Consider the following 18,693-nt stretch of genomic DNA (forward strand, 5'->3'; position numbering starts at 1 on the left):
AAGTCGCCGTAGGCGCTCTCGATGGGCGCGCCGACCTCCACGCCGCTTGCCAGGTCCTTGACCCGGATCGTGTAGTACTCGCTTCCCTGCTCGTCGGCGGCCCAGGCGAAGAGGGCGTGGTCGGGACTGTGGCTGGCATGGCCCACATGGAAATAGGCCTTGCCCTTGGCCAGCGCCGGCTCGTCCAGCAAGACCTGCTCGTCGGCGTCCGGCTCTGCGCCCATCTGGGCTCTTGGCCGCCGCGCATGCAGCGGATGCTCTGCCCCCAAGTCGTAGCGGACGTAGTAGTCCCAGGGACCGTCCGGCGACGGGACCGAGGAGTCGTCCTCCTTGATCCGTCCCTTCATCTCCGCGAACAGGGCCGCCTGCAGATCCTCGGTCCCGGCCAGGACCGTCTTCAGGTAGGCGTTCTCGGCCTCGAGGTGGGCGCGCACGTCGGCTTTCAGCGCCTTCGGGTCGCGCAGTACCTGCTGCCAGTTGTCGTCCTTCATCCAGGCGTAATCGTCGGTGCGCGTTCGCCCCAGCTGTTCGATCACGCGCGGCGACTTCGGGGCGACAGGCGGGGTGGGCAGGGTCATGGGCGGCTAATGCGACGCGCGGCTCCCCGGCTCAAGCGTCTCGGCGCATGGCCCTGCGCGATTTCGCGCGCGACACTCGGGCGCGGCTTCACGCAACTGTGGCGACTTGTTGGCGAACCCGCGGCGTGATTCACTCCGTATCAATCGAGAGCGCGCATCTTAGACGCGAAGGGCTACTCAAGTACGGGGACCGCCATGGTCATGGACCTCGCCGTGGAACTGATCCAGGCGACCGTTCAGCTCGAACAACCACTGGGCGACGGCACACGCACCGTCGGCACCGGCTTCCTCATATCCGCGCCTGGGCCGGATGGCCGGCCGCGCACCGTGCTGATCACCGCCAATCACGTCTTCCAGAAGATGCCCGGCGCCAGCGCCCGCATCGGCTACCGGATTTCCAACGCAGATGGATCGTGGAGCTACTCGCCCCAGGCGCTGAAGATCCGCGAGGGCGGCCGCCAACTGTGGACCCAACACCCCAGCCGTGACGTGGCGGCCATCACCATCAAGGCGCCGCCCGAGTTCGCCAAGGCGGCCCTGCCGCAGGCCTACCTGGCCGCGGACGACACGTTCGATACCTACAAGGTCAACGCGGGCGACGAGATGATGGCGCTGGGTTTCCCGCGCGGGCTGTCGGCAAACGCCGCCGGGTTCCCCATCCTGCGTTCCGGGCGCGTGGCCTCATATCCGCTGGGGCCGGCGAAGATCTTCCCGACCTTCCTGCTCGATTTTTCGGTGTTTCCCGGCAATTCGGGCGGGCCGGTGTTCATGAGCCGAGGCGCGAAGACCCAGCCGGTGGTCAACACCGCCGACGCGCCGGCGCAGGACGCGGGCTTCATCGCCGGCCTTCTGACTCAGCAGGTCGAGCTGAACAACGAGCGCCTTGAGATCGGAATCGTCACCCACGCCAAGTACATCCACGAGACGATCGCGCTCCTGGAGAACCCGCTGGCTCCGTCCACGGTGGCCCAGACCCCGGAGCTCACCGGCGCCAAGGCGGCCAACGGCCAGGAAAAAGCCGTGTCCGCCGAGGAAGCCGTAGGGAACTAGGAGCCGTAGACCACCGTGATGGTCTCGGCGATGCAGGCGGGCTTGTCCTCGCCTTCGATCTCGATGGTGCACTGGTTCTTCATCTGCATGCCGCCGGCCTTGGGCTCGGCGCCGATCAGCGTCTGGCGCATGCGCACGCGCTTGCCGACCTTGACCATGTTGATGAAGCGCACCTTGTCGGAGCCGTAGTTGAGGCCGCGGGTGACGCCCTTCACCGGCAGCATGCCGGCGCTGAGGAACGGGATCAGCGACAGGGTCAGGTAGCCGTGGGCGATGGTGCCGCCCATCTCCTTGGTGGCGCGCTCGACGTCCACGTGGATCCACTGATGGTCGCCGGTGGCCTCGGCGAACTTGTTGACCCGGTCCTGGTCGATCAGCACCCAGTCGGACACGCCCACCTCCTGGCCCACCAGGCCGGGCAGGTCCTTGATCTCCACGGCGTCCATGCGTCGCTCTCCCTCGATTGTTCGATGATGAGCCTCTAACACCTGCGCCGACGAGGGCAAGGCGGACAAGCCATGAGCGTGACGGTTCGGGCGGCGCGAGCGGAAGAGGCGGAGGCCCTGACCGAACTGGCCATGCGCGCCAAGGCCTCCTGGGGCTACGACGCGGCGTTCATGGCCGCCTGTCGCGCGGAGCTGACCGTGACGCCGGAGCGGATCGTCGCCTGGCGGGTCTGGGTCGCCGAAGCGGATGGTGAGGTCGCCGGAATGGTCGCCCTCAGCCTGGATGGCGGCGCGGAGGTGGAGGACTTCTTCGTCGAGCCGGCGTTCCAGGGCCGCGGCGTCGGGCGCGCGCTGATGGCGACGCTGGTCCAGGCCTGCCGCGCGGCCGGCGCGACCACGCTGACGGTGGACGCCGACCCCAATGCGGAGGGAATCTACACCCGCCTGGGGTTCAGGACCGTGGGCCACTCGCCATCGGGCTCGATCCCCGGCCGCTTCCTGCCGCGGATGGAGATGAGCCTTTAGGACACGTGGAGGCTACCCGATCTTCGCCCCCGTCTTGCCCCAGTAGGCGTCGCGGATGAGGCGCTTGTAGAGCTTGCCGGTCTGGTGGCGCGGCAACTCCTCCATGAAGTCGAGTAGGCGCGGGGCCTTCACGTGGCTGAGGTTGGCTCGCGCGTAGGCCATGAGTTCAGTGCGCAGTGCGTCGCCGGCGTCCGTCCAGTCCATCGGCTGGATCACCGCCACGACCTTCTCGCCCATCTCCTCGTCAGGCGCGCCGACCACGGCGACGTCGGCGACCTTGGGGTGGCCGATAAGCAGGTTCTCGATTTCCTGCGGATAGATGTTCACGCCGCCCGAGATGATCATGAAGCTCTTGCGGTCGGTCAGGTAGAGGAAGCCCTCCTCGTCCACCCAGCCCACATCGCCCAGCGTGGTCCAGCCGTGCTGGTTGCGGGACTCGGCGGTCTTGGCCGGGTCGCCGTGGTACTCGAACTCGCCGCCGCCCTCGAAGAACACCAGGCCCTCGGCCCGCGGCGGCAGGGGATTGCCCTCGTCGTCGCAGATGCGGACCTGAGCGGTCATCCCGCGACCGACCGAACCCTTGTGGGCCAGCCACTCCTCGGAGTTGATGATGCAGAAGCCGTTGCCTTCGGTGCCGGCGTAGTACTCGTTCACGATCGGGCCCCACCAGGCGATCATCTGCTCCTTCACCGGCACCGGGCAGGGTGCGGCAGCGTGGAAGACGGCGGTGAGGGACGACAGGTCGTAGCGGGTGCGCACCTCCGGCGGCAGCTTCAGCATGCGCACGAAGTGCGTCGGCACCCACTGGGCGGTGGTGACCTTGTACTTCTCGATAAACCGGAGCGCGTCTTCCGGGTCGTAGCGCTCCATCATGATCACGGTGCCGCCCATGGCCATGACCGCCATCGACCAGCCCAGCGGAGCGGCGTGGTAGAGCGGCGCCGGCGACAGGTAAACGCTGTCGGTGTTCCAGCCGTAGAGCGCCTGGCCGATCATCGCCAGGCCGTTCGGAGCATCGATCGCCGGGTCGACCTCGCCGGCCCGCTTGACGCCCTTCGGCCGGCCGGTGGTGCCGGAAGAGTAGAGCATGGCCCGCCCGGCGGTCTCGTCGGCGATCGGGGTGGTCGGGAAGGCCGCCCGGGCGGTCTCGTAGCTGCGGTAGGGGCCGGCCTCGCCGCCAACCATGAACAGCGCTACGCCCGGGATCAGCGGCGCCACGCTGAGCGCCGTCTCTGCCAGGGCGAGCGACGCGACGAAGACCTTGGCCTCGCAGTCCTTGACGATGTACTCGACCTCGCCGGTGGTCAGCTTCGACGACAGGCAGGTGAAGCGCAGTCCCGACCGCTGCGCCGCCCACAAGAGCTCGTAGTAGCGCGGGTGGTTCTCGATGAAGAAGGCGACGGAGTCCCCGGCGTTCGCGCCCAGGCTGCGGAACAGGTGCGCCGCCTGGTTCGACCGCGCCTCCAGCTCGCCGTAGGTCACCGTCTCGCCGGAGTAGGCCATGATGTAGGCCGGCTTGTCCGGATTGGTCTTCGCGTGGATCGACGGATGCATACGAACTCCCCGTGCGGCGGGCTCTGCTGGCGCCGCCGTCAGCGGGCAGTGGGTGACGGTTGACGTTGAGGGCGTCAAGCGCGCGACGGCTGTGTCCGGAAGCCGCACTCGCAACCTCCGCGGCGCCCGTTTTGTGCGGCCGATCCCGGCAGATGCGGATTGACTGTACACGGCGCCCATGGGACCGGCGAGGCGGACGCCAACTGTCCGTCTGAGGGTCCTGATGGCTTCTTCGGTGATCTTGAGCGTGATCGGCAGTGACCGGCCCGGCCTGACGGAAGCGCTGGCCGGCGCGGTCCTGTCGGCGGGCGGCAACTGGCTGGAGAGCCATCTGAGCCGGCTCGGCGGCCTCTACGTCGGATCGGTGCTGGTCGCGCTCGAGTCCGACAGCGTCGATCGCCTGCTCGCCGCGGTGCGCGCGGTGGACGCTCAGGGCCTCGAGGTCCGCGTCGCGCCGGCTGTGGAGGTACCCGGCGCAGTCGGCGAGACGCTGCAGTTCAGTCTGGTCGGCCAGGACCGGCCGGGCATCGTGCGGCAGGTGACGGCGGTCCTGAGCGGCCTCGACGTGAATATCGAGACCTTCGAGACCCGGATCAGCGCCGAACCCCACTCCGGCGGCCAACTGTTCCACATGGAGGCGCAGTTGCGGCTCCCAGCGGGTCTGCGGGCGGACGCGGTGCAGGCGGCGCTCGAGGAGATTTCGGGCGAGATCATGGTCGATATCGCCGTTACCGCGGCGTAGGAGCGCTGAGGGGCTCAGTGAAGGCTGGTAGGCGCGAGAGCAGGTAGGGTCCGGAGGCGCCAAGCCTCGTGTGGTTCGGGCGGGGCATCACGGGCGCAGCCCAGCGGTGCGAGAGCCGAGCGGCCGAGACTCGAAAGTGTTGCGTGTCTCTTTTCCGACCCCTTGACCTCCCGTCCGTCATCCGGGCGGGTATGCGCGACCTCAGATCAAGGACCCAAGCCACATGCCCACTTTCGAAACCGTGCTGCTGGACGTCGAAGACGGCGTCGCGACGATGACGCTGAACCGGCCGGATCGGCTGAATGCGTTCAACGGCCAGATGATGCAGGACATGATCGCCGCGTTCGACGCGACCGACGCCGACGACAACGTCCGCGCGGTGATCGTCACCGGGGCGGGGCGCGGGTTCTGCGCCGGGGCCGACCTGGCCGGCGGCGGGGACACGTTCAACGTCGACGCCCGCGCGCCTGCCGACCGAGCGGCGCGAGGCGCGGTAGGCGGCGTCGCCCGCGACGGCGGTGGCCTGCTCACCCTGCGCATCTACGACAGCCTGAAGCCGGTGATCAGCGCCTGCAACGGCCCGGCGGTCGGCATCGGCGTGACCATGCAGTGCGCCATGGACATCCGCCTGGCTTCGACCCAGGCCCGCTATGGCTTCGTCTTCGCCCGTCGGGGCCTCAATCCGGAAGCGGCCTCGTCGTGGTTCCTGCCGAAGCTGGTGGGCGTCCAGACGGCGCTCGAGTGGTGCTACACCGGCCGGATCTTCCCGGCGCAGGAGGCTCTGGACAAGGGCTTCGTGCGCTCGATCCACGAGCCTGACGACCTGCTGCCAGCGGCCCGCGCACTCGCCCGCGAGATCGCCGACAACACGGCCCCGGTCTCGGTGGCCATCACCCGCCAACTGATCTGGCGCATGGCCGGCGCCGCTCACCCGATGGAGGCCCACCAGGCCGACAGCCGCGGCATCCAGGCTCGCGGCAAGTCCGGCGATGCGCGCGAGGGGGTCACCTCGTTCCTGGAAAAGCGGGCCCCGAACTACCCCGACAAGGTCTCCAGCGACCTGCCGGATATCTGGGATCACTGGACGGCGCCGACTTTCAGCTGATCAGCCATACTGAATAGCGGCACGGCGGCGCCCCTTGTGGGCGCCGTTTCGTTTGTGGGCGACCGCGACTGTTGCACTGCACACACTCGTCCAAGGTAGACTCAGGACAGCCATTTGTTTGCGCATGCGCATCTTCTGTTCTCGCGACAGGAGAGTGTTGCGTTGCTCTATTCCCCGTTGTCTGATCGTATCGTTCCAGATAATGACGGCCCCACGAACTAGTGATTCCCGCTGCGTCAGCCTCGACGCGAAGCTTTCGGAAACCAGAGAACATGGACGAGAAGTCGGAAGTGATCGAGATGACGGCGGACATTGTTTCCGCCTATGTGGGCAACAACACTGTGGCCGCCGCGGATCTGCCGAGCCTGATCCAGAGCGTCCATCGGGCTCTCGCAGGCGTTTCCTCCGGCGCGGAGGCAGTGGAGGCCGCGCCCAAGGAGCCGGCGGTGCCGGTTCGCCGCTCCATCACCCCCGACCACCTGGTCTGCCTGGAGGACGGGCGCAAGTTCAAGTCGCTGAAGCGGCACCTGCGCACCAAGTACAACATGAGCCCGGAGGAATACCGCGCCAAGTGGGGCCTGCCGAAGGACTATCCGATGGTCGCGCCCAACTACGCGAAGGCGCGCTCGGACCTGGCCAAGCAGATGGGCCTGGGCCAGGGCGGCCGCCAGGCGCCCAGGAAGAAGCGCTAGACGCGCACGGATCGTCGAATTTGCAGGCGCCCGCCGGTTTCCGGCGGGCGTCTTGCGTTTTGGGGATTCCCCACCTCCGCGGATCAGGCGACAACGTCATTCGTCATGAATCCAAGCCGTTACCCCAGACTCATCAGATGACGCAGATCGGCAAGCCTGAAGCCGCGATCCGCGCGCACGAGGAGCTGTTCGGCTATTGGGCCTCGCTGCGTGGCGAGGGCCCAACGCCCGCCCGCAAACATCTGGACCCGCGAAACATCACCCGGCTGCTGCCCACCGTCAGCCTCACCGAGGTGCTGCCTGGTGATGCGATGGACTTCCGAATCCGCCTGGCGGGCACCGCGCTCTACGGCGTCTATGGGCGCGAGATCACGGGAAGGCGCCTGGGCGAGGTCTACAACTCGACCGCCGCCGACTACTGGCGGGAGGAGCTTGGCCGGATTGTGCGCGATCGCCGCCCGGGTGTGGGCGTGCACAGCATGGCCTGGCGCGGCGCGTCGCACCTCTCGCTGGTCTGGATCCGCCTGCCGCTTTCCACCAAGGGCGCCGAGGTCGACGTGATCCTGGGCTACGACGCGGTCATCGGCATGAGTGCGATGGCCAGCGGCATACGGCCCGCCGCCTGAGGGAACGCCGGCGCCTTGGTCGGCGGGTCACGGCGTGGCTCAAGAGCGGCGGCGTCGTCGTGGCCCTCGCGCCCGCGTTGTGCGCCGTCCCGGGGTTCGTGGTGTTCAAGACCTGGCTGGAGGCTACGTCACTGAAGGCGGAGTGGTCGATCGAGGGACCTCCGTGCCCGGTCGTCGCGCGGCCTTCCCCTATGGCGACCCGGCGCCACAAGCCGCCGACGACGTTCGCCTACCACGAAGCCACCTTCACCCGCTCGTTCGGCGGCGCCAGCTGCGGCTCCGTGCCGGAGAGTTCGATCTGGCCCAGCAAGAACTATCGCGTCTGTCGATTCAACAACCCGGGCGCGGTGGTGGTTCGCGCGGGCGGCCGGGCGACGGTGTTCGAACCCGGCGTCGGGCGACCCGCGACCGTCACCGTGCGGCGCGGCCAGGCCAGCTGCGTGATCGGCGGCTGGTTCGCCTACTAAGCCACCGCCTGGGCGTCGCGGCGTATGCGGCCGACCATCGAGGCGAGTCCGTTGGAACGCTGAGAGGACAGCGCCCCGGTCAGTCCCAGGGCCTCGAAGGCGGCCTTGGCGTCGAACGACAGGATCTCGGCTGGCGTCCGGCCGGAGTAGAGGCGGAGCAGGATGGCGATCAGGCCGCGCACGATGTGGGCGTCTGAGTCGCCACGGAACGTAAGCGTCCCGTCGGGGCCCGCCTCGGTGACCAGCCAAACCTGGCTCGCGCAGCCGCGGACCTTGTAGGGCTCGGTCTGCTCAGCCGCGCTGAGCGGGGCCAACCCCCTGCCCATCTCGATGACGTAGCGATAGCGCTCCTCCCAGTCGCCCAGGAAGTCGAACTCGTCCTTGAGCTCGGTCAGCGCGTCGTCGATGGCGGCCATGGCGTCCGCGACTTAGGGGGGCGGGAGCCCCTTAGCAACCTCAGCCGATGGGAAGCCGCACCGTGGCGGTGAGCCCGTCGCCCGGCGCCGAGGTCAGCTTCAGGCGTCCGCCCATCCCCCTGGCCGTCAGGTCGGCGATCGGCAGGCCCAGGCCCGCGCCCTCGGCCTTGCGGGTGAGCGCGTTTCCGCCCTGCTCGAAGGGCGTCATGAGGCGCGGGATGTCGTCGGGATCGACGCCGTCGCCGACGTTGCGGATCACAATATCGGCCAGGCCGCCATGGACGTCCACGCCGACCCGGACCGTCTCGCCCTCCGGCGAAAACGCCACGGCGTTGTGCAGCAGGTGGAACAGCAGCGAGCGCAGGCCGCGCGGGTCGGCCATCACCGCCGGCAGCGTCCCGCGGCCGGTGATGCTGACGGTGACATCGCGGGCGGCCAGGTCGGGCTTCAGGGTTGTCAGCGCGTCCTCCAGCGCCAGTTCCACCGGCTCGCTGCGCAGCTCGAATTCCATGGTCCGGCCCTCGAGCCGGGCGATCTCCAGCACTTGATTCACAAGTTTCAGCAGCTTCTGGCCGCTGCCGTGGATGATCGCGGCATATTCCTTGTACTGAGGAGCTCCAAGGGGTCCGTACAGTTCCGCATTGAGAATCTCGGAGAAGCCGAGAATCGAGTTCAGGGGGGTTCGCAGCTCATGGCTGACCATGCGCAGGAACGAGCGCTTCTGCTCATCAGACGCCGCGTCCAGGCGGGCCTGTGCGCGGGCGTTCGCGCCGGTCATGGGGTCGGCCTCGTGAGCCATGGATCGGCGATACGCCCGCAGGGTCAGGACCCGCAAGGTGCGGCATGGCGCTTACGAAAGCGTTTCGGCGCGCGGGCGACGTCCATGCCTCGCGCGCGTCGGGCTTCGTGGGTAGTCTGCGCACGCACCTCGCAATGGGGCTCATCGATTCGCCATGACTGAGGCCCGCCCGACATCGCCGGTGGCGCGCCGCCGCAGCGATACGGCGTCGGCGCTCGCCTGGCATGGCGCCTTCGCCGTGGCCGTGGCCGCAAGCCTGGGGGGGCTGGCTTGGCAGGGCGTGGCGGCGCTAGGCCCGGAGATGCTGGCCCTGGCTTCGGCGGGCGCCGCAGCGATCCTGGGGGCGCTGCTTTCCTTAGCGAGCGGCGGCGCCGGCCGCGCCATCGCAGTGCTGGTCTGGGCCGTGGCGGGCGCGGTGGCCTGCCACCTGACCGGGGGAACGGCCGGACCGCTTGCCGCGTGGTGCCTGCTGCCGGCCGCCGCCGCGACCGTATTCAAGGGCCGCGATCTGCTGGCGCTGGGTGCGGCGGCGGCGCTGGCGGCGGCGGCGGTCACGGCCCTGGACGGCGCCCTGTTCTCCCTGCCGACTGCCAGCGCAGACGCGGCGCCGTGGCTCAGCCTGCTGGCGCTCGCCACCGTCACCGTCGGCTTCGCCGCCGGCCTGATCGGCTTCCAGGGCGCCGTGCGGCGTGACGGCCGCCGCAAGGCCCGCGCCGAAGCGCTGCTCCATATCCTCGACCATCAGCCGCTGCTCTTCGCGACCCTCGACCGCAGCGGTCGCATCCGATCCGCGGCGGGAGCGCCCATGGGCGGCTTCACGCCGACCGAGCTGGAGGGGCGCAGCCTGGGCCATCTGGTCGCCGAGGCGGACCTGGCTGCGCTGGCCGCGGTGCTGCACGCCGCAGGCCGCGACGGCCAGGCCCAGGTCTATGTGGCGACGCCCGACGACGGCTGTCTGGATGTGAGCTTGCGCGCCAGCGACGGCGACCTGCTGGTCGCCTCAGTGCGCGACGCCCGCGACCAACTGCTCCGCGAACGGCGCCTCGAGGCCGCGCGCCTCTCGGCCGAACAGCAGAACGCCGGCAAGTCCCGCTTCCTGGCCAATATGAGCCATGAGCTGCGCACGCCGCTGAACGCGATCATGGGCTTCTCCGACATCATGCGGCAGCGGCTGTTCGGCCCGATCGGCGACCGCTACGCCGAGTACGCTGAGCTGATCCATGAGTCGGGCACTCATCTCCTGGAACTGATCAACGACGTGCTCGACATGTCGAAGATCGAGGCCGAACGATTCGAGTTGTCCATCGAGTGTTTCGATGCCCGCGAGGCCGTGCAGGCGGTGCTGCGGCTGATGCGTGGGCAGGCTGACCGGGCCGGCGTGCACCTGCGCGGCGTGCTGCCGATCGCGCCCCTGATGGCCGAGGCCGATCGCCGGGCGCTGAAGCAGATCGCGCTGAACCTGATCTCGAACGCGCTCAAGTTCACGCCCACTGGCGGCTCCGTGACGGTGACAGTCCAGGCCTCAGGGGATGTCCTGGAGATCGTGGTCGCCGATACCGGCGTCGGCATCGCCCAGGACGACCTGGATCGCCTGGGGCGGCCCTTTGAACAAGCTGGCGACGCCGAGCAGCGCGCCGCGGGGTCAGGTCTGGGCCTGTCGCTGGTTCGTGCGTTTGCGCGGCTGCACAATGGCGAGATGACGGTGGAGAGCTCGGTGGGCGAGGGGACCTCGGTCACCATTCGCCTGCCCGTCCTGACTCCTGTCGTGGTCGCTGCCGAAGCGCCGGCCCGGCGCCAGGGTTAGTCCTGCGCCAAAGAAGGGAGCGCTTAGCGCGCCGCCAGGTGGAGGAAGGCGCGGCCGGCGGCGAAGTCGCCGACCTCGACATAGGCCGTGCGCACCCGGTCGCCGGCGAACAGATATTCGATCGCCACCGCCTCGCGCGGGTCGAGCTCGCTGAGCGCCGCCACCGCCGCTGTGGGGAAGCGGAAGGCCCACGCTTCGGCCGAGCCCTTGGGCAGCAGCTCCGCCTCGGCTGCCCCGCGCGCCTCCGCCAGGAACATCCGCGTTGACGCCCGCGGCGGGAGCTTGGTGGCGAGCGGCTGCCTGGGTCCGCCACTGAGGTAGGGACCGAGGGTGCGCGTGTAGTCGCGGAACACCAGTCGCGCGGCGTAGGGCGAGGCGTTGTCGGCGAAGTCAGCTACGGCCACCAGGGCGCTCGGCCCATCGCGACCCGCCAGCCCGAAGATCATCCGGTTGGAGCCGAAGTCGGCGCTCTGGGCCAGCCGCCAGCGCGGGGTCTTGCCAAGGCCGCGGTCGGCGCTCCACAGGGCCACGTCACCCGGGTAGTTCATCCGCAGGATCCGCTGGTAGCCGGAAAAAGCGGCCCGGACCCGCGCGGCAGGGGCGGCGACGTCGGGGCTGCCGCAGTCCACCGCAGCGGCCCGCCGCTGGGCGGTGGCCTTCAGCGCCTTGAGGTGCAGTGGATCGGTTCCGGCGCGGAGCGCCGCGCCGCGCGCCTGAGCCGCCGCCGCGGCGAGCGCCGCCGACACTTCGGGCGTGAACAGGCTGCAGCGCGAGTCCGCCGCGCTCATCACCGTACGCTCGTAGAACAGGTCCGCCGGCTGCGCGCGGGCGGCGCCCGGCAGGAGCACGAGGGGCAGCGGCATTAGAGCCGCCCCGACCAGACCTATCCATGGAGCCGCCGGCCTCGCGCTTCTGCGCGTGCTGGTCATTCTTCCACCATCGAAACGCGGCCTTTGAGGCCGTCTCAGTCCGCGGTGTAGGCGTAGGAACCTTCAGGTCTCGTTCACGCGGGTGGTTAACCGGGCATGGCCGCGCTAACCAACGCCGATGCTGCTTTCCACCGACATCTGGGTTGGCGCCCTGATCCGCCGCGTCGAGATCGGCGGTGGCTTCGCCGTGGTGGCGCGCAAGGGCGACCCGCGCGCCGGGGCGGTGCTGGTCAAGGTGTTGAACCGTCGCGACGGCTCGGCGCGGCTCCTGGCGGAGGCTACCCGCGGCGATGGGGACCGGGTCTGGATGGAGCCTGCTGCGTCGCGAGAGGAGCCCGAGCTGGACCGCTACATCGAGCGCGCCGTGCGCATCGACCCCGACCTCTGGGTGGTGGAGATCGAGGATCGCGAGGGACGCCACTTCCTGGTGGAGCCGGTCGAGAAGAGCTAGTCGGCAGATCCAAGCGTCGCCGTATCATGGCGGTAATACGGCGTGGTCAAGCCGCGGGATTGCCTTACGAATCATGGAGCAGACCTCGAGGGGCGTTCGCGGCGTCCGCCCCTTTCCCGAGACACCCTCGGACGGAGGCGGCCATGGACGGCGAAACGCTCTCGCTCCCCTGGATCCGGATTCGGGGGCGCAGCTTCATGGCGATGGTGCTGACCCCGGCGCCGCCGTTCAGCGACTGGTTCGCTGCGCTCGACCGGCAGCTCGGCGGCGCGCCCGGGTTCTTCGCGGAGCGCCCGGTGGTGGTCGACCTCTCCGCGGTCGCCGAGGCCGTGGGCCCTGACGCCCTGCCGGTCGCCCTGGACGGGCTGGCGACGCGGGGGATGCGGATCGTCGGCGTTGAGGGCATTCCCGCCGGGCGGCTGTCCGGCACGCGCTGGGCCGATCTGGCCACCAACCTGCACGGGCGCGACGTCGCCCTGGAGCCCAGGCCCGGCCGCCCCGCCGGTGAGCCCGCGCCTGCGCCGGCGGCCGCGCCGTCCGCATCGCTGCTGATCGATCAACCCGTCCGCTCCGGCCAATCGATCGTGTTCGAGGAAGGCGACGTCATCGTCGTGGGCTCTGTGGCGTCGGGCGCCGAGGTGATCGCCGGCGGTTCGGTGCACGTCTATGGGCCTCTGCGCGGCCGGGCCATCGCCGGCCTGAAGACGGCCGGCTCGCGCATCTTCTGCCGCAGGCTCGAGGCCGAGATGGTCGGCGTCGACGCTCTCTACCGCACGGCCGAGAACTGGGGCCCGGACCTGCACGGCCGGCCCGTCCAAGTGCGCTGCGACCGCGGCGCGCTGCGCCTCTCGGCCTTCGACTAACACCCGCGGGAAGGAAACCTCATGTCCAACGTCGTCGTCGTCACCTCCGGAAAAGGCGGGGTGGGCAAGACCACATCCTCCGCGTCGCTCGGGGCCTCGCTGGCCAGGGCCGGCAACAAGGTGGTGGTGGTCGACTTCGACGTGGGCCTGCGCAACCTCGACCTGGTGATGGGCGCCGAGCGGCGGGTGGTCTTTGACCTGGTCAACGTGGTGCAGGGCGACGCCAAGCTCCCGCAGGCGCTGATCCGCGACAAGCGGCTGGAGAACCTGTCGTTGCTGCCTGCGTCCCAGACCCGAGACAAGGACGCGCTCACCGAAGAGGGCGTCGGCAGGGTGATCGAAGAGCTGCGCGAGAGCTTCGACTGGATCATCTGCGACAGCCCGGCCGGCATCGAGAAGGGCGCCATGATGGCCATGCGGTTCGCCGACACGGCAGTCGTGGTGACGAACGCCGAGGTTTCCTCGGTGCGCGACTCCGACCGCATCATCGGCATGCTGGACTCCAAGACCCGGCGCGCCGAGGCCGGCGAACGGATCGACAAGCAGCTGCTCCTGACCCGCTTCGACCCCGCCCGGGCGGCCCGCGGCGAGATGATGAGCGTCGATGACGTTCTGGAGATCCTGGCGATCCCGCTGCTCGGGATCGTGCAGGAAAGCCCGGACGTCCTGACGGCGTCCAACCTCGGCTGCCCGGTGACGCTGCACAATCCGACATCGCCAGCCGCCCGCGCCTATGATGACGCGGCGCGTCGTCTGATGGGCGAGACGATCGCAATCCGTACGCCCCGCGAGCGGAAGACCAGCCTCATGAGCCGCCTGTTCGGCCGGAGGGCGGCATGAGCATCCTCGACTTCTTCGGCCGCGGACGCCGCTCGGCGCCCGTCGCCCGTGATCGCCTCCAGCTGCTGCTCGCCCATGAACGCGGCCTGGCCGGGGGAGCCGACCTGGCGGCGGTCCTGAAGCAGGAGATCCTCGAGGTCATCGCGCGCCACATCCCCATCGACCGTGACCGCGTGGTCGTGAAGCTGGACCGCGGCGACCAGGTCTCGACGCTGGAAATCGACATCGAAATGCCGGACGCCACGCTCGCAGGCGGACACGCGAAAGCCGCGCCGCGCGCGAGGTCTTCTGGAACCGGGACGGCGCCGGCGCCTTCCAACGGCGATGCTCCGCGACCTGCCCGTGCCGCTCGATCTCGCGCCGATGGAGGCCAAGCTCGTCGATGAGCTTCCGTCGGAGGCCGGCTGGCGGTTCGAGCCGAAGTGGGACGGCTTCCGCTGTCTGGCCTATCGATCAGGCGGCGAGGTGCTGCTGAAGGCCAGGTCCGGCAAGTCGCTGAACCGCTTCTTCCCCGATGTGGCCGCCGCCCTGCTGGCGTTGCCGGTGGACCGGTTCGTCGTGGATGGGGAGCTGACCATCGCGGTGGACGGCGGACTCTCTTTCGAGGCCCTGCAGATGCGGCTCCATCCAGCGGCCAGCCGCGTGGCGAAGCTGGCGGCCGAACAGCCGGCCGCGCTGGTCCTGTTCGACTGCCTGATGGACGCGGACGGCGACGCGCTGGCCGACGCGCCGCTGCGCATGCGGCGCAGGGCGCTGGAGGCGGTGGTGAAGCGGTTCGGCAGGACGGCGACGGTGCGGCTGTCGCCCGGGACCGAAGATCGCGCCGAGGCCTGCGAATGGTTGGAGGAGGTGGGTCCGGCCCTCGACGGCGTGGTCGCCAAGCGGGCGGATGGGCCGTACCTCGCCGGCGAGCGGGCGATGCTGAAGATCAAGCGCATCCGCACGGCCGACTGCGTCGTGGGCGGCTACCGCTACGAGCGCGATAGCCGGCAGGTCGGTTCGCTGCTGCTCGGGCTCTTCAACGCCGAGGGCAAGCTCGATCACGTCGGCTACACCTCCACCATCACCGACGCCGAGCGGCCCGCGCTGACCCGGCGGCTCGAGGCGCTTGTGGGCGGCTCCGGCTTCACCGGCGATGCGCCTGGCGGTCCCAGCCGGTGGAGCACCGAGCGCACGGGGGAGTGGACGCCGCTGAAGCCCAAGCTGGTGGTGGAGGTCCGGTACGACCATGTCACCGGCGATCGTTTCCGGCACGGGACGAAGCTGGTCCGCTGGCGGCCGGACAAGGCGCCGGAGCAGTGCACATTCGAGCAGATTCGCGCCGTGGCCGCGCCGGCGACGCTCGCCGCCGCAATTGCTAAGGCCGGCGCCGCGCGCTAGGTGCGCGCGCCATGACCACCTCTCCCGCCGCCGAGGCCGCCCGCCGGCGCACCTTCGCGATCATCTCGCACCCGGACGCCGGCAAGACGACGCTGACGGAGAACCTGCTGCTGGCCGGCGGCGCGATCCGGGCGGCCGGAGCGGTGCGGGCGCGCGGGGAGAACCGGCGCACCCGGTCGGACTGGATGAAGATCGAGCGCGAGCGCGGCATCTCCGTCTCGGCCAGCGTGATGACGTTCGACCACGCCGGGCTGATGTTCAACCTGCTGGACACGCCCGGCCACGAGGACTTCTCGGAGGATACCTACCGCACCCTGACGGCTGCAGACGCTGCGGTGATGGTGCTGGACGCAGCCAAGGGTATCGAGCCGCAGACCTTGAAGCTGTTCGAAGTCTGCCGGATGCGCGACATCCCGATCATCACCTTCATCAACAAGATGGACCGCGAGGCGCAGGACCCGTTCGAGCTCCTGGACGAGGTAGCCTCGAAGCTGCAGCTGGATCCGGCGCCGCTCTACTGGCCGGCCGGTTCCGGCGGCCGCTTCAAGGGCATGCTGGACCTGCGCCGTCAGCAGTTCCTGCCGTTCATGAAGAAGGGCGGCGGCCCCAAGGAGGACGAGGACGGGCACCCCGCCCCGATCGCCTTCAAGGGCAATGCGGTGGTGAGCTATCTGGAGCCCGACGAGCAGGAGGAGCTGAGCGAGAACGCAGAGCTGGCGCTGGGCGGGCTGAAGGCCTTCGACCCGCAATCGTTCCTGGAAGGCCACATGACCCCGGTGTTCTTCGGCTCGGCGCTGCGCCACTTCGGCGTCGACCAGTTGCTGGAGGGCCTGGGGGCCTACGCCCCGCCGCCGAAGACGGTGGCCGCGCGGAAGGGCGGCGAGGACATGCACGTGGCGCCCGGCGACCGCGAGGTGACCGGCTTCGTGTTCAAGGTCCAGGCCAACATGGACCCCAACCACCGCGACCGGATCGCCTTCCTCAAGCTGTGCTCGGGCAGGTTCGTCCGCGGCATGAAGCTGAAGGTGCAGAACACCGGCAAGCAGCTCAGCGTGAATGCGCCGATGATGTTCTTCGCCTCGGACCGGGAACTGGCCGAGGACGCCTATGCCGGCGACGTCATCGGCATCCCCAACCACGGGGTGCTGCGGGTGGGCGACAGTCTGTCGGAGAGCGGGACGTTGCGGTTCGCCGGCCTGCCCAACTTCGCGCCGGAGATCCTGCAGCGGGTGCGGGTGAAGGATCCGCTCAAGGCCAAGCACTTGAAGAAGGCGCTGGAGAGCCTGGCCGAGGAGGGCGTGACGCAGCTGTTTCGCCCCGACCTCGGAGCGGATTTCATCGTCGGCGCGGTGGGCCAACTGCAGTTCGAGGTGATGGCCGATCGCCTGCGGGAGGAATACCAGCTGGACGTCATCTTCGAGCCCAGCCCGTTCGGCGAGGCGCGGTGGCTGGTGGGCGAAAAGGCCGACCTGGAGGACTTCGTGAGCAAGCATCGCTCGGCGATGGGGACCGACATCGACGAGCAGCCGGTGTTCCTGGCCAAGAGCGCCTGGGACGTGGGCTACGCGGTCGATCGCTATCCGAAGATCCGCTTCGAACGCTCCAAGGAACGGGCGTAGGGCCGCGTGGGCGGCGCCTTCCTCTATGGCGCCCCCGCGCCCGGTCTCGTGGACGTCCCGCCGGGCGCGGTGCAGGTCTCGCCGCTGATCCCAGGGTCGCAGGATCTGGCCGCCATCGACGTCAGCATGGATGAGGGCGTGGTCCTGGCGCCGGCCGGGACCCTGGAGCGCGACCATGTGCTCGCCCAGGCGCTGCGGGTGCTGAGGCCAGGCGGATCGCTCATGGCCTTCGCGCCGAAGGACAAGGGTGGCGGGCGGCTGAAGAAGTCGCTCGAAGGGTTCGGGTGCGAGGTCAGCGAGACGGCGCGGCGGCACCACAGGTTCTGCCGCGTGGTCCGGCCGGCGACGCTGATCGGAATCGCGGCGGCGATCGCGTCGGGCGCCCCGCGCGTCGTGCCGGCGCTGGGCGTGTGGTCGCAGCCGGGGGTGTTCAGCTGGGACCGCGTCGACCCGGGGAGCGCGCGGCTGAAGGAGCTTTTGCCGCCCTTGGCCGGCCGGGGTGCAGACCTCGGGTGCGGGGTCGGAATCCTGGCCCATGCGGTGCTGGCGTCCGCGCAGGTGACGTCGCTCACCTGCGTCGACGTCGATCGGCGCGCCGCCGACTGCGCGCGCCGCAACCTCGATGATCCGCGCGCCGAGGTGGTGTGGGCGGACGTTCGCCGGGTGGCGCTCAGCGACCTCGACTTCGTGGTGATGAACCCGCCGTTCCACGACGGCGGCGCCGAGGATCGCGCCCTGGGCGTGGCCTTCGTGGGGGCGGCGGCGGGGAGGCTGCGCAAGGGCGGCGTCTGCTGGCTGGTGGCCAACCGGCACCTGCCCTACGAGGCGCCGCTGGCCGCGGGCTTCGCGAGCGCCGAGGTGCGCGCCGACGCCGGCGGCTACAAGGTAATCGAGGCGCGCAAGTGAAGGGGCCTGCAAAACCGCCCATGGCCCGCCTCGACCGGCTGCTGGCCAACCTGGGCTATGGCTCGCGCCGGGAGGTGGCCGATCTGGTGCGGCATCGCCAGGTGGTGCTGGATGGCGCCGAGCTGCGCGACGCCGGCGCGCGCATCGCCGTCACGGCTGACCTGCCGTCACGGATGACGGTGGTGGGCCAGCCGATGGATCCGCCGGCGCCGCTCACGGTGCTGATGCACAAGCCCTTGGGCGTAGTCTGCTCGCACCGGGAGGAGGGCCGTAGCGTCTACGAGCTATTGCCCAGGCGCTGGCGCGCGCGGATGCCGGCGCTCTCGACCATAGGGCGGTTGGACAAGGACACCTCGGGCCTGCTGCTGATCACCGACGACGGGCCGTTCCTGCACCGGGTGATCTCGCCCAAGGCCAAGGTGGCCAAGAGCTACGTCGCCACCCTGGACCGGCCGCTGGAGGGCTCGGAGGCTGAGGTGTTCGCTGCCGGGACGCTGGTGCTGGAAGGCGAGCGGGACGCGCTGGCGCCAGCCGTTCTGGAGCCGATGGGCCCCACCAGAGCCCGGCTGATCATCACGGAGGGTCGCTACCACCAGGTCCGCCGGATGTTCGCTGCGGTGGGAAACCATGTGACCGCCTTGCACCGCGAGCGCATCGGCGGTCTGGACCTGCCCGGCGAGATGGAGCCCGGGGCTTGGCGAGCGCTGACGGTAGAGGAACAGGCGGCGGTCTTCGCCTGAAGCTCCGGCGTACCATCGCCCAGGTCGCTAGCCACCAGCAGGCCGCAAGTGGAGAGGGAAACCAGTGTCTGCAAGCAAGAAGCGTGCCAGAAATTAACTCATGTCTCCGGATAACATCTTGTTTTACTGGAGAATATTTTTTACCGAATTAACCATACTTA

21 protein-coding genes and 1 pseudogene are annotated in these 18,693 nt (G+C 69.5%); 16 read left to right on the forward strand and 6 right to left on the reverse strand.

All coding sequences use genetic code 11. The annotated features are described in order from the left end of the window. Positions 1–578 (reverse strand): annotated as a pseudogene (locus QZV94_RS00080) (S9 family peptidase); the annotation flags it as partial. A gap of 195 nt (positions 579–773) precedes the next feature. Here QZV94_RS00080 and QZV94_RS00085 point away from each other — a divergent pair. Then, entirely contained in the window at positions 774–1,628 is an 855-nt protein-coding gene (locus tag QZV94_RS00085; protein ID WP_293675751.1) for a serine protease, read from the forward strand. Here QZV94_RS00085 and QZV94_RS00090 read toward each other — a convergent pair. Beyond that, complete coding sequence (locus QZV94_RS00090) at positions 1,625–2,074, reverse strand: MaoC family dehydratase (RefSeq protein WP_293675752.1); 450 nt, start codon at positions 2,072–2,074, stop codon at positions 1,625–1,627. The two genes, QZV94_RS00085 and QZV94_RS00090, sit on opposite strands and share 4 nt — an antisense overlap. A gap of 72 nt (positions 2,075–2,146) precedes the next feature. On the opposite strand from QZV94_RS00090, the gene QZV94_RS00095 reads away from it, so the two are divergent. After that, positions 2,147–2,599 (forward strand): GNAT family N-acetyltransferase, encoded by a 453-nt coding sequence (locus tag QZV94_RS00095; RefSeq protein ID WP_367253578.1) that lies wholly within the window; start codon positions 2,147–2,149, stop codon positions 2,597–2,599. Between the two features lie 12 nt (positions 2,600–2,611). Here the strand turns inward: QZV94_RS00095 and QZV94_RS00100 are convergent, their stop codons facing one another. Then, on the reverse strand, positions 2,612–4,153 hold the full coding sequence (locus QZV94_RS00100) for an acyl-CoA synthetase (protein ID WP_293675753.1): 1,542 nt from the start codon (positions 4,151–4,153) through the stop codon (positions 2,612–2,614). 223 nt (positions 4,154–4,376) lie between these two features. On the opposite strand from QZV94_RS00100, the gene QZV94_RS00105 reads away from it, so the two are divergent. From QZV94_RS00105 to QZV94_RS00125, 5 genes are all read left to right on the forward strand, one after another. Continuing rightward, complete coding sequence (locus QZV94_RS00105; RefSeq protein ID WP_293675754.1) at positions 4,377–4,895, forward strand: ACT domain-containing protein; 519 nt, start codon at positions 4,377–4,379, stop codon at positions 4,893–4,895. 223 nt (positions 4,896–5,118) lie between these two features. Then, positions 5,119–6,000: a crotonase/enoyl-CoA hydratase family protein gene (locus QZV94_RS00110; protein WP_293675755.1), complete on the forward strand. Its 882-nt coding sequence runs from the start codon at positions 5,119–5,121 to the stop codon at positions 5,998–6,000. Positions 6,001–6,272: 272 nt separating this feature from the next. Then, the gene (locus QZV94_RS00115; RefSeq protein WP_293675756.1) at positions 6,273–6,692 is read left to right on the forward strand and encodes a MucR family transcriptional regulator; all 420 of its coding nucleotides are present in this window, start codon (positions 6,273–6,275) and stop codon (positions 6,690–6,692) included. 137 nt (positions 6,693–6,829) lie between these two features. Further along, on the forward strand, positions 6,830–7,318 hold the full coding sequence (locus tag QZV94_RS00120; protein WP_293675757.1) for a PAS domain-containing protein: 489 nt from the start codon (positions 6,830–6,832) through the stop codon (positions 7,316–7,318). A 59-nt stretch (positions 7,319–7,377) separates the two neighbouring features. Beyond that, on the forward strand, positions 7,378–7,785 hold the full coding sequence (locus QZV94_RS00125) for a hypothetical protein (protein ID WP_293675758.1): 408 nt from the start codon (positions 7,378–7,380) through the stop codon (positions 7,783–7,785). On the opposite strand, the gene QZV94_RS00130 is transcribed toward QZV94_RS00125, so the two are convergent. Further along, complete coding sequence (locus QZV94_RS00130) at positions 7,782–8,201, reverse strand: SufE family protein (RefSeq protein WP_293675759.1); 420 nt, start codon at positions 8,199–8,201, stop codon at positions 7,782–7,784. The genes QZV94_RS00125 and QZV94_RS00130 overlap by 4 nt on opposite strands. Before the next feature lie 40 nt (positions 8,202–8,241). Next, positions 8,242–9,000, reverse strand: coding sequence for a sensor histidine kinase KdpD (locus QZV94_RS00135; protein WP_293675760.1), 759 nt, complete (start codon positions 8,998–9,000; stop codon positions 8,242–8,244). 154 nt (positions 9,001–9,154) lie between these two features. Here QZV94_RS00135 and QZV94_RS00140 point away from each other — a divergent pair, with 154 nt between their 5' ends. Beyond that, complete coding sequence (locus tag QZV94_RS00140) at positions 9,155–10,804, forward strand: HAMP domain-containing sensor histidine kinase (RefSeq protein WP_293675761.1); 1,650 nt, start codon at positions 9,155–9,157, stop codon at positions 10,802–10,804. A 23-nt stretch (positions 10,805–10,827) separates the two neighbouring features. On the opposite strand, the gene QZV94_RS00145 is transcribed toward QZV94_RS00140, so the two are convergent. After that, positions 10,828–11,667: a hypothetical protein gene (locus tag QZV94_RS00145; protein WP_293675762.1), complete on the reverse strand. Its 840-nt coding sequence runs from the start codon at positions 11,665–11,667 to the stop codon at positions 10,828–10,830. A gap of 184 nt (positions 11,668–11,851) precedes the next feature. Here QZV94_RS00145 and QZV94_RS00150 point away from each other — a divergent pair, with 184 nt between their 5' ends. The 8 genes from QZV94_RS00150 to QZV94_RS00185 all read left to right on the forward strand — a co-directional run bounded on the left by QZV94_RS00150 (position 11,852) and on the right by QZV94_RS00185 (position 18,532). Next, the gene (locus tag QZV94_RS00150) at positions 11,852–12,184 is read left to right on the forward strand and encodes a DUF1491 family protein (RefSeq protein WP_293675763.1); all 333 of its coding nucleotides are present in this window, start codon (positions 11,852–11,854) and stop codon (positions 12,182–12,184) included. A gap of 143 nt (positions 12,185–12,327) precedes the next feature. Beyond that, complete coding sequence (minC, locus tag QZV94_RS00155) at positions 12,328–13,047, forward strand: septum site-determining protein MinC (protein WP_293675764.1); 720 nt, start codon at positions 12,328–12,330, stop codon at positions 13,045–13,047. 21 nt (positions 13,048–13,068) lie between these two features. Further along, a complete protein-coding gene (gene minD / locus QZV94_RS00160; protein WP_293675765.1) occupies positions 13,069–13,887 on the forward strand; it encodes a septum site-determining protein MinD in 819 nt (272 codons plus the stop codon). Beyond that, a complete protein-coding gene (gene minE / locus QZV94_RS00165; protein ID WP_293675766.1) occupies positions 13,884–14,273 on the forward strand; it encodes a cell division topological specificity factor MinE in 390 nt (129 codons plus the stop codon). Before minD ends, minE begins: the two co-directional genes overlap by 4 nt. After that, on the forward strand, positions 14,212–15,267 hold the full coding sequence (locus QZV94_RS00170; protein WP_293675767.1) for an ATP-dependent DNA ligase: 1,056 nt from the start codon (positions 14,212–14,214) through the stop codon (positions 15,265–15,267). The genes minE and QZV94_RS00170 overlap by 62 nt, the downstream gene beginning before the upstream one ends. Before the next feature lie 11 nt (positions 15,268–15,278). Beyond that, on the forward strand, positions 15,279–16,886 hold the full coding sequence (locus QZV94_RS00175; RefSeq protein ID WP_293675768.1) for a peptide chain release factor 3: 1,608 nt from the start codon (positions 15,279–15,281) through the stop codon (positions 16,884–16,886). A 6-nt stretch (positions 16,887–16,892) separates the two neighbouring features. Beyond that, positions 16,893–17,792: a methyltransferase gene (locus QZV94_RS00180; protein WP_293675769.1), complete on the forward strand. Its 900-nt coding sequence runs from the start codon at positions 16,893–16,895 to the stop codon at positions 17,790–17,792. A 20-nt stretch (positions 17,793–17,812) separates the two neighbouring features. Then, entirely contained in the window at positions 17,813–18,532 is a 720-nt protein-coding gene (locus QZV94_RS00185) for a pseudouridine synthase (RefSeq protein WP_293675770.1), read from the forward strand. Positions 18,533–18,693: the final 161 nt, after the last annotated feature.

The sequence above is a fragment of the uncultured Phenylobacterium sp. genome, from assembly GCF_902826855.1.
Classification (GTDB): domain Bacteria; phylum Pseudomonadota; class Alphaproteobacteria; order Caulobacterales; family Caulobacteraceae; genus Phenylobacterium.

Excerpts from the sequence above, each read along its gene's own strand:
- QZV94_RS00085 (WP_293675751.1), top strand. The coding sequence starts at position 774 with ATGGTCATGGACCTCGCCGTGGAACTGATCCAGGCGACCGTTCAGCTC.
- QZV94_RS00090 (WP_293675752.1), bottom strand. The coding sequence starts at position 2,074 with ATGGACGCCGTGGAGATCAAGGACCTGCCCGGCCTGGTGGGCCAGGAG.
- QZV94_RS00095 (WP_367253578.1), top strand. The coding sequence starts at position 2,147 with ATGAGCGTGACGGTTCGGGCGGCGCGAGCGGAAGAGGCGGAGGCCCTG.
- QZV94_RS00100 (WP_293675753.1), bottom strand. The coding sequence starts at position 4,153 with ATGCATCCGTCGATCCACGCGAAGACCAATCCGGACAAGCCGGCCTAC.
- QZV94_RS00105 (WP_293675754.1), top strand. The coding sequence starts at position 4,377 with ATGGCTTCTTCGGTGATCTTGAGCGTGATCGGCAGTGACCGGCCCGGC.
- QZV94_RS00110 (WP_293675755.1), top strand. The coding sequence starts at position 5,119 with ATGCCCACTTTCGAAACCGTGCTGCTGGACGTCGAAGACGGCGTCGCG.
- QZV94_RS00115 (WP_293675756.1), top strand. The coding sequence starts at position 6,273 with ATGGACGAGAAGTCGGAAGTGATCGAGATGACGGCGGACATTGTTTCC.
- QZV94_RS00120 (WP_293675757.1), top strand. The coding sequence starts at position 6,830 with ATGACGCAGATCGGCAAGCCTGAAGCCGCGATCCGCGCGCACGAGGAG.
- QZV94_RS00130 (WP_293675759.1), bottom strand. The coding sequence starts at position 8,201 with ATGGCCGCCATCGACGACGCGCTGACCGAGCTCAAGGACGAGTTCGAC.
- QZV94_RS00135 (WP_293675760.1), bottom strand. The coding sequence starts at position 9,000 with ATGGCTCACGAGGCCGACCCCATGACCGGCGCGAACGCCCGCGCACAG.
- QZV94_RS00140 (WP_293675761.1), top strand. The coding sequence starts at position 9,155 with ATGACTGAGGCCCGCCCGACATCGCCGGTGGCGCGCCGCCGCAGCGAT.
- QZV94_RS00145 (WP_293675762.1), bottom strand. The coding sequence starts at position 11,667 with ATGCCGCTGCCCCTCGTGCTCCTGCCGGGCGCCGCCCGCGCGCAGCCG.
- QZV94_RS00150 (WP_293675763.1), top strand. The coding sequence starts at position 11,852 with ATGCTGCTTTCCACCGACATCTGGGTTGGCGCCCTGATCCGCCGCGTC.
- minC (WP_293675764.1), top strand. The coding sequence starts at position 12,328 with ATGGACGGCGAAACGCTCTCGCTCCCCTGGATCCGGATTCGGGGGCGC.
- minD (WP_293675765.1), top strand. The coding sequence starts at position 13,069 with ATGTCCAACGTCGTCGTCGTCACCTCCGGAAAAGGCGGGGTGGGCAAG.
- minE (WP_293675766.1), top strand. The coding sequence starts at position 13,884 with ATGAGCATCCTCGACTTCTTCGGCCGCGGACGCCGCTCGGCGCCCGTC.
- QZV94_RS00170 (WP_293675767.1), top strand. The coding sequence starts at position 14,212 with ATGCTCCGCGACCTGCCCGTGCCGCTCGATCTCGCGCCGATGGAGGCC.
- QZV94_RS00175 (WP_293675768.1), top strand. The coding sequence starts at position 15,279 with ATGACCACCTCTCCCGCCGCCGAGGCCGCCCGCCGGCGCACCTTCGCG.
- QZV94_RS00185 (WP_293675770.1), top strand. The coding sequence starts at position 17,813 with ATGGCCCGCCTCGACCGGCTGCTGGCCAACCTGGGCTATGGCTCGCGC.